At 62.2% G+C, this 8,657-nt stretch carries 9 protein-coding genes; 4 read left to right on the top strand and 5 right to left on the bottom strand.

Annotated elements, in window-relative coordinates:
• The first annotated feature begins 502 nt into the window (after positions 1–502).
• Positions 503–880 (top strand): FMN-binding protein, encoded by a 378-nt coding sequence (locus tag QZ326_RS09360; protein ID WP_326172552.1) that lies wholly within the window; start codon positions 503–505, stop codon positions 878–880.
• 166 nt (positions 881–1,046) lie between these two features.
• Here QZ326_RS09360 and gdhA read toward each other — a convergent pair whose 3' ends face one another.
• On the bottom strand, positions 1,047–2,396 hold the full coding sequence (gene gdhA, locus QZ326_RS09355; RefSeq protein ID WP_295744376.1) for an NADP-specific glutamate dehydrogenase: 1,350 nt from the start codon (positions 2,394–2,396) through the stop codon (positions 1,047–1,049).
• 215 nt (positions 2,397–2,611) lie between these two features.
• The gene (locus tag QZ326_RS09350; protein WP_295744373.1) at positions 2,612–3,442 is read right to left on the bottom strand and encodes a cell wall hydrolase; all 831 of its coding nucleotides are present in this window, start codon (positions 3,440–3,442) and stop codon (positions 2,612–2,614) included.
• 249 nt (positions 3,443–3,691) lie between these two features.
• Between QZ326_RS09350 and QZ326_RS09345 the strand changes: the two genes are divergently transcribed.
• Positions 3,692–4,018: a PadR family transcriptional regulator gene (locus QZ326_RS09345; RefSeq protein ID WP_295744370.1), complete on the top strand. Its 327-nt coding sequence runs from the start codon at positions 3,692–3,694 to the stop codon at positions 4,016–4,018.
• Positions 4,019–4,319: 301 nt separating this feature from the next.
• On the opposite strand, the gene QZ326_RS09340 is transcribed toward QZ326_RS09345, so the two are convergent.
• Together QZ326_RS09340 and QZ326_RS09335 are read right to left on the bottom strand one after the other, a co-directional pair.
• Positions 4,320–4,742: a DUF2000 domain-containing protein gene (locus QZ326_RS09340; protein WP_295744368.1), complete on the bottom strand. Its 423-nt coding sequence runs from the start codon at positions 4,740–4,742 to the stop codon at positions 4,320–4,322.
• Complete coding sequence (locus QZ326_RS09335) at positions 4,726–5,553, bottom strand: AraC family transcriptional regulator (protein WP_295744366.1); 828 nt, start codon at positions 5,551–5,553, stop codon at positions 4,726–4,728. Before QZ326_RS09335 ends, QZ326_RS09340 begins: the two co-directional genes overlap by 17 nt.
• 105 nt (positions 5,554–5,658) lie before the next feature.
• Here QZ326_RS09335 and QZ326_RS09330 point away from each other — a divergent pair, with 105 nt between their 5' ends.
• Positions 5,659–6,210: a cysteine hydrolase family protein gene (locus QZ326_RS09330; protein ID WP_295744364.1), complete on the top strand. Its 552-nt coding sequence runs from the start codon at positions 5,659–5,661 to the stop codon at positions 6,208–6,210.
• Positions 6,211–6,220: 10 nt separating this feature from the next.
• Positions 6,221–7,525 (top strand): hypothetical protein, encoded by a 1,305-nt coding sequence (locus tag QZ326_RS09325; protein WP_295744362.1) that lies wholly within the window; start codon positions 6,221–6,223, stop codon positions 7,523–7,525.
• A gap of 123 nt (positions 7,526–7,648) precedes the next feature.
• Here QZ326_RS09325 and QZ326_RS09320 read toward each other — a convergent pair.
• Positions 7,649–8,657 (bottom strand): adenine deaminase C-terminal domain-containing protein (locus QZ326_RS09320; RefSeq protein WP_295744360.1); only part of this gene is annotated, 1,009 nt, incomplete at its 5' end.

Below are 8,657 nucleotides of genomic sequence, written 5' to 3'. Positions count from 1 at the left end.
ATGATTGCCAGCACAGCCTTGTTCATGGATGCCGGGTTAAGCCTTTGCAGATACTCCCACGCCCTCCTGTCCTCCGGGCGGTCGAGGTCAAAGCGGAGGGTCATCTTTTTACGTTGCATGAACACCGCCGCCCTTGCGAAGCGCTATTTCACACAGGTACTCGTAGCCCTTGGCTGTGGCACAAACAGTTCTTTCTTTTTCGTTTCGGTATTGGCATCGTGGATAAGGAGCGCCCATCGGGCGAAGATCGCCGCGGCAGCTGCGGAGCTGTTTCTGGAGCGGGGCGACCTGCGGAGGGATCTGGAGGTAATGCCCACGATCCCGCAATTCTGGGGGATGCTGTCCGGACTGATCCAGCTGGCGGCAAACAAAGAACCGTATATTGAGCGTGCGTCGGGATTGTCCGGAGATCAGTTTCTGGAAAGCGGGTTCCGGATGCTGACCGCTCCATCGCCAAGGAAGCGGGAGAGGTGAAGTGAGAATGTGCCGGAAGAGAATTGTTTTGGCAGCTGGGGTGGTTTGTCTCCTGACGGGTCTGCTTTTCGGGGCGGTCTATCTGAAACGGGTAGCGGATTACCAGCGGGCGGTGGAGGAGACGACCTTTGAGGAGACCGACCTTTCCCAAGTCTCCGATGGAATATATGTGGGTGCGTACGGCGTTGACTTTGTATCAGCCAAGGTGGAGGTCACCGTGGAGAGCGGGAAGATCACAGACATCCGCATTCTGGAGCACAAAAATGAGCGGGGCAGTCCCGCGGAGGCGGTGGCTGAGGCCATTATCGCCCAGCAGAAAATTGAAGTTGATGCTGTGTCAGGGGCGACAAACTCCAGCACGGTCATCAAGAAGGCGGTGGAGAACGCCGTGAGACAGGGACTGTGACCGGAGCGCCCGCTTTTATAACCGGCGCGGTTGAAAATCTGCAAAGAGAGCCGCGGGCATAAGCCCGCGGCTCTCCTGATAAACGGAACATGTTGTTTGCAAAATGCCGCATTTGGCTGTCGTTGCAGAGCCGCTAAGGGGCCTTATATCTCTCGGGAAAAGCAGCTCAGATCAGGCCCTGGGCCACCATGACCTGGGAGACCTTCAGGAAGCCGGCAATATTGGCGCCCACCACCAGATCGCCGGGGACGCCGCACTCCTCGGAGGCGTCGTAGGCGTTGTGGAGGATGTTCACCATGATGTCCTTGAGGCGGCGATCCACCTCCTCAAAGCTCCAGGAGTAGCGCATGCTGTTCTGGCTCATCTCCAGGCCGCTGGTGGCCACGCCGCCGGCGTTGGCTGCCTTGGCGGGGGCGAAAAGCACGCCCGCATCCTGGAAGACCCGGATGGCATCGGGCAGGCAAGGCATATTGGCGCCCTCCGCCACGGCGATGGCGCCGTTCTTCACGATGGTCTTGGCGATCTCGCCGTCAATCTCGTTCTGGGTGGCGCAGGGCAGGGCGATGTCGCAGGGGACGTTCCAGATGCCCCGGAAACCCTCGGTGTAGGTGCTGCCGGGAACCCGGTCCGCATACTCCTTGATGCGGCCGCGGTGGCCCAGTTTGATGTCCTTCACCACCTCCAGATTGATGCCGTTTGGATCGTGGATATAGCCGTTGGAGTCGCTGAGAGCCACTACCTTGCCCCCCAGCTGGGTGGCCTTCTCCGTGGCGAAGATGGCCACGTTGCCGCTGCCGGAGATGACCACGGTCTTGCCCTCAAAGCTCTCCTTCTTCATGCAGCGGAGCATCTCCTCGGTGAGGTAGCACAGTCCGTAGCCAGTGGCCTCGGTGCGCACCAGGGAGCCGCCGAAGGAGAGGCCCTTGCCGGTGAGGACGCCGGCGTCATAGCTGCCCCGCACCCGGCGGTACTGGCCGAAGAGATAGCCGATCTCCCGGGCGCCCACGCCAATGTCGCCGGCAGGCACGTCCACGAACTGGCCGATGTGGCGGTTGAGCTCCGTCATGAAGCTCTGGCAAAAACGCATGACCTCGGCGTCGCTCCGGCCCTTGGGATCGAAGTCGCTGCCGCCCTTGGCGCCGCCCATGGGCAGGCCTGTGAGGCTGTTTTTCAGAATCTGCTCAAAGCCCAGGAACTTCAGGATACTGAGGTTCACCGTGGGGTGGAACCGCAGGCCGCCCTTGTAGGGGCCGATGGCGGAGCTGAACTGGATGCGGTAGCCCCGGTTCACGTGGACGCGGCCCTGATCGTCGTCCCAGGGCACCCGGAAGCAGATCATGCGCTCGGGCTCCACGAAAGTCTCGATGATGCCGTGCTCCTCGTACTCCGGATGTTGGTCCACGATGAGGTCCAGGCTCTCCAGCACCTCCAGCACCGCCTGGTGGAACTCCCGCTGGTCGGGATCACGGGTGATGACCTGTGTGTATACGCGCTGTAAATACTCGCTCTTCAGCATATTATGCCGCCCCTTTTCTTTGCGAATTTAATGTGGAAAAGTTTTCATATATAGGATACCGAAAAAAAGGGGTTTTACACAAGAGCGAAGTTGCCGAAATAAAAAAGAGATTTGAAAAACCTTTATACGGTTTTTACAAAAAAATCCGCCAGCGGCGGTCCAATTGACCGCCGCCGGCGGATTCCGGCCGGTTTTGCACTGTTCCCGGCAGGCGCTCAGAGATAGAACCGGTGGCAGCCGATGGTGGTGAGATACGTCCGGTTGCCGTTGATCCACACGCCCTCGGACAGGGCCGGGGCGTAGAAGAACATGGCCCCCTCCAGGGACTTCTCCCCACGCAGCGTCCGCCGGGCAGCCTCCACGGACTGGTCGGTAGGCTCCAGGTACACGGTGCCGTTCTCCACGGGCTCAAACTGCACAATGCCGCCGGCCTGCTGAAAGACCACGTCGGGGATGTTGTCCGGAAAATCCTCGCTGGCCACCCGCTCCAGCACTACGTTGCCCACGGCGATCTGACCCTCCATGGGTTCGCCCCGGCTCTCGGCGCTGATGATCCGGCTGAGCCAGTAGAAGTCCACGGCGTTGTGCTCTGCCGACCGGGAGGTGACGGCGGCTCCCTGAAAATAGGCGTCCCACTCCACGGCGCACCCCAGCAGCTCCGCGGCGGTCCGCAGGGGCACGTAGGTGACGCCCTCCTGGACATAGACTCTGCCGGAGCGGGCTTCGCCGTCCACCGTCACGGTGTCTGCCGCCGGATCCGCCGTCAGGCAGGAATCGCCGGAGACGGCCACGGCAGCCCGTTTGGTGCTGTCCCAGGATACATCCCAGCCCCCCAGGGTGTCCAGCAGCGCACGCAGGGGCACGTAGGTAACGCCGTTCTCCAGATGGCACACGGCGTCCAGGGCCGTGCCGTCGATCTGGACGGGCACCGTCCGGGCGGCCTTGGCCGGGACAGCCAGTGTCAGGGCCGCCAGCAGACCCAGCAGCATTCTCCTGCCGGGAGAGCGGCGGCCGCTCTTTGATTTCGGGTTTATCTGTCGTGTCATACATCCCTTCCTTTCCGCAAAATTTCCTGCGTCTATTGTAGCGGAGACCAAGGGCAGGAAGCAACCCTCAAAACCTGCCAGAGCTGGGTGAAACTTCCGGCCCCAAACTTACTGTTGACAATATCGTATTATAATATCATGCTGAACTGAAAGCAGGTAATATCGCAAAACGATATTAAGAAACTATATTCACAGACGGCGTTCAACGCCTGTGAATACAGTTTCCAAGAGCATGAAAGGAGGGCCGCCATGGCAAGACAACCCTTGAAGTCCCTGACGGAGAGCATGTTCTACGTCCTGTTGGCCCTGTGGCGGCAGGAGCGGTGCGGCACGGAGATCGCCGCCTATGTCCGGCAGCTGACGGAGGGACGGGCGGCCCTGGGGCCGGGGACGCTGTACGCCATCCTGGGGAAATTTCAGGAGGAGGAGCTGATCCGGGAGAGCTGGTCCCAGGGCCGGATGCGGGTCTACCGGATCACGGAGAATGGCCGGGCGCTGTTCCGGCGGGAGATGGAGAATATGCGCCGCTGTGTGGACGACGGACAGCGGGAGATGAGAGAGGGGGAAGAGACATGAGGAGACTGGCGGTGGACTTTCTGGCCGGACATCGCGGACCATCCCGAGCTGCGGATTACCGTTCCGGGAACGGACAGCGCCTGGTACTGGCGGGATACCATTGAGTCCCGGCAGCATCTGGTCATGCGCCGGGGCGGACAGGTTTTCCATGTGGCCTATTGGGGAGAGGCGGACCTGCGGGACCACTTGGACAGGTATGTGGAGATGCTGGAGAGATTCGGATAAGAGAGGTGCGGTCAGGGAGCCGGACCCCACAGGCGCTGAAAAGACCGCCCCGGCGTATGCCGGGGCGGCCTGATTCTCACCGCAGCAGCGGCAGGCTGCCGGTGAGCTTGTTCACCAGCTTTTTGTCTCCGCAGACGGCGACGCCCAGATATTGGAGGCTGTCCTCCGGCGCGGCGGCAATCTTCGCCTGAAACTCCCCATAGGTCCTGCACCCCTGGGCCAGCTCTGAGAAGTCCGCGGCGAAGAGGGTGGAGAAGGGTGGCGTGCGGAGCCTCTCCCGCAGAGAGCGGAGGCTCTCCCGGTCCCCACGCAGGATGGGCACGGGAAAGGCGATGATGCCCGGGTGGAGGACGCCGGAGCCGTCGATCACATCCGGCCCAACGGCCTCCGGAAGATTTTTCCCCAGGGTAATCCCCAGGATGGCGGCGGTGTTGGCGATGAGCCCTGGGGGCAGGGCTCCGTCCGCCACGATGACGCATTTTTCAGTCTGGAAGTCCATCGGTTTCTCCTCTTTCGTTTCGGATATTCTGGTACATCCCCGGCGGCAGGCCGATGTGGCGGGTGAAGCAGTTGGTGAAGTGGCTCTGATCGGAAAAGCCGGTTTTCAGGGCTGCCTCCAGAGGCGGCACGCCCCGCTCCAGCAGGACTTTTGCCTCATTGACCCGAACGGTCTCCAAATACCGGTAGGGGGTGATGCCAACCTCCCGGGTGAAGGCGCGCAGCAGCGTGGACTTGCTCAGGCCGGTGTGGCGGCAGAGCTGGTCCAGGCTGATCCGCTGGGCAAAGTGTTCCTGGATAAAAATCCGGGCCGCCGCGGCCTCTGCCCGGCAGGGCTCCGGCGCCGGGGCGGAGGCGGCGGGCTCCAGCAGGCCCGAGAGGAACAGCAGCAGGGCTTCCTCCGCGGCGGCGCTGTCCCCGGCCATGAGGCGGCGGTGGAATGCATGAAACTGCTGGGCCAGCGGGAAGTCCTCCACCACCGGTGAGGAAAAGACGGGCAGCTTCCCGTCTGCTGTCAGCCCGGCGGCCAGCGTCAGCATGGCCTCAATGGAGACGTTGGCGCTGCGGTAGTCCAGCGTCCCCTCCTGCTGGGTGCAGGCGTGGCTCTCCCCGGGACTCAGCAGCATGAGGCTGCCGGGACGGAGGGTCCACGTCTGTCCCCTGCAGGCAAGCTCCCGGATGCCGCCCTCCACCAGCCCCAGCACGTAGTGACCGTGGAAGTGGGTGGGGAAGGGCTGGGCTAGCCCCCGGAAACAGTAGCCCTCGGTCTGCAAAACACGGTCAAAGACCGCGGTTTTCTCGCTTGTGTCCATGGGTGCGCCTCCTTCACGGTGACAGTATAGCCCTGGCGGGGGAAAAAGTCTTGTAAAATATCTTCAAACGGAGTAGAATGGAAAAAACGCAGGGAGGTTTGGAGTATGAACTATCTGATTGTGGTGGATATGCAGAACGACTTTGTCACGGGGCCCCTGGGGACGGCAGAGGCAAAGGCCATCGTGCCCTATGCCGCCCGCCGGGTGGCAAAAGCCCTGGAGCAGGGGGAGGAGATCATCTTCACCCGGGACACCCACGGGCCGGACTATCTGGAGAGCCAGGAGGGCCGGAATCTCCCGGTTCCCCACTGCATCTGGGGCACGGAGGGCTGGGAGATCGTCCCCCAGCTGACGGCGTACGCCGTGGGCCGGACGCCCATCGACAAGCACGGCTTTGGCAGCCGGTATCTGGGGGCCATGCTGAAGGCCCGGGATGAGGATCTGAAAAAGCAGGGCCGGCCCGGGGTGGAAAAGGCCACGTTCATCGGGCTGTGCACCGACATCTGTGTGATCTCCAACGTGCTGCTGGTCAAGTCCTTTCTGCCGGAGGTGGAAACTGTGGTGGATGCGGCCTGCTGCGCCGGGGTGACGCCGGAGAGCCACAAAAACGCGCTGGCGGCCATGAAGGCGTGCCAGGTCATCATTGAAAACGGGTGAGGAGCGCGGCGTGAAAGAACAGCGCATATTGGCGACGCTGCTTTTGCTGGCGCTGCTGCTGACTGCCTGCGGCCAAAAGGCGGAGGAAACGCCTCCTCCGGAAGAGGCACCGCCTGTTGAGGATACCGCCCCGGAGACAAAGGGCCCGGAGAACCCGCCGGACCTGCCGGAGGGGGCGGCTGCCCTGACGGCGGAGGAGGTCAACCGGGTGAACGGGGCATTTCTGCCCTATTTCACCGACGAGAAAAACGTGTCCCGGGCGAACCCGCTCAGCGCATTTTTCACCTGCTTCTACCAGACCCCGGAGGAGATCGACCTGTCTGCCTTTCTGGCGTACTGGCCTCTCCCGGAGGAGGATGACGGCGGTACTGTCAGCCAGGAGGAGTACGCGGCCCTGACGGGGCTGGAGGCGTGGGACTTTGAGCGGGACCGGCCCCAGGAGGACATGCCGGTGCCCATCCACCGGTACCCCGGGGACCGGGTGGACGCCTTTTTGACGGAGTACGCGGGGGTCACAACGGAGGACCTCGCCGCCCCGTGGACCAGCGGTCTTTACTATCTGGAGGCGTTTCAAACCTACTACAACACCACCAGCGACTTCGGCCCGGGGGTCTTTCGGTGTGAGAGCGGCTGGTACACGGACGGGGAGGCCCGGCTCGCCGGCAGCAATACGGTTTTGACCCTGCGGAAGCAGGAGGACCGCTGGCTCTTCCAGTCCTTCCTGCCGGAGGGGGCGGTCCCCCTGACGGCGGAGGAGATTACCCGGGTAAACGGGGCCTTCCAGCCCTTCATTGAGCGGGACGGGGTGAGCTATGTAAACCCGCTGACCTGCCTGGTCTCCTGCTATTACCGCTGGCCGGAGGAGCTGGACCTCTCCGCCTTTTTGCGGCACTTCTCGCCGGGGGAGGAGATTTCCGGCGAAGCGGAATTTCAGGCACTGAAAGCGGAGGAGGGCTGGCCTTTTGGGGATCTTTCCCTTGACCGGATGCCCGTGCCCATCCATAAGTACCTCCGCGCAGACGTGGACGCCTGTCTGAAAGAGCACATGGGCATCACCACGGAGTATCTGGATTTCTCCCCCTACAACGGCTCCGGCGCGAGGGATTATTCCAGGAGCACCACCCTTCTCTGCCTTCCGGAGTACGGGGCGTACTATAATTTCGTCAGCGACATGGACCCCGGCTGGTTTGAGTGTACGTCCGGCTGGTATTCGGAGGATACGGCCTGCCTTATGAGCGATACCTCCGTCCTGACGTTAAAAAATCGAAACGGAAGCTGGCACTTCCAATCCTACCTGCCCCTGAGAACAAAATAAGGCGAGGTCCCGGAGCATTGCTCCGGGACCTTTTTTTGCTGCCGCCGCAGAGACTTGGATGACCGCCAGGCTGTGCGGTGGAATCAAGCTCTTTTTTGATACTCTTTCTCTCGAGAAGAAGTATCACACGTAGCTCTGGCTGCCCACGTCGAACACGCCCCGGGTGGTGATCCGCAGGGAGGGGATCACCGGCAGGGCCATGAAGCTCAGTGTCATGAAGGGGTCGATGCCCTGCCCCACGCCCAGGCCGTGGGCCTGCTCTTTTGCGGACTCCAGTTTCTCGTTCACCGTCTCCAGCGGCTCGTCGCTCATGATGCCCGCGATGGCCAGGGGCACCTCGGCGATAGGAGCGCCGCCGTCCCACACCACGATACCGCCGTTCAGTTCCACTACCCGGTTGACCGCGGCAGCCATGCCGGCCTCATTGGTCCCCACCACGATGATGTTGTGGGAGTCGTGGGAGATGGAGGTGGCCACGGCGCCGGACTTGAGCCCGTAGCCCTGGATAAAGCCGATGCCGATGTGGTGGGTGTTCTTGTGCCGCTCCACCACGGCGATTTTCAGCACGTCGTACTCCACGTCGATGCGGTCGGAGTAGCCCGCGTCCTGGGTGGTGATCTCCCCTTCCACCATGCCGATGATGCCCCGGGGGCGGTGATCCATGAAGTCCTCCGCCGTGAGGCGGCCCAGATGGAAGGTGCTGTGGGCCCGCTGGGTGAGATAGGGCTCGATCTCCGGGGCGGGGAAGTCCCGCACCGTGCCGTTCTCCACCATCAGGACGCCCTTTTTGAAGACTTTCTCAATGTTGAAATCCTGGAAATTGTCGATGAGCACAAAGTCCGCCAGATACCCCGGGGCGATGGCCCCCCGGTTGTTCAGCAAAAAGTAGCGGGCGGCATTGTGGCAGGCCACCTTCACCGCCGTGATGGGGTCCGCCCCCAGGGCGATGGCCTTTTTCACAATGTAGTCGATGTGGCCCTTTTCCAGCAGGTCGCTGGGGTGTTTGTCGTCAGTGCAGAACATGCACCGCTCAGAGTACTGATCGCACAGCAGGGGGACCAGGGACTCCAGGTTCCTGGCGGCGGTGCCCTCCCGGATCATGATGAACTGGCCCCGCTCCAGCTTGGCGATG

The organism is uncultured Oscillibacter sp., assembly GCF_910587525.1.
Classification (GTDB): domain Bacteria; phylum Bacillota; class Clostridia; order Oscillospirales; family Oscillospiraceae; genus Oscillibacter.
The sequence above is the reverse complement of the archived record's forward strand: the minus strand, read 5'-3'. Positions and strand labels throughout refer to the sequence as shown.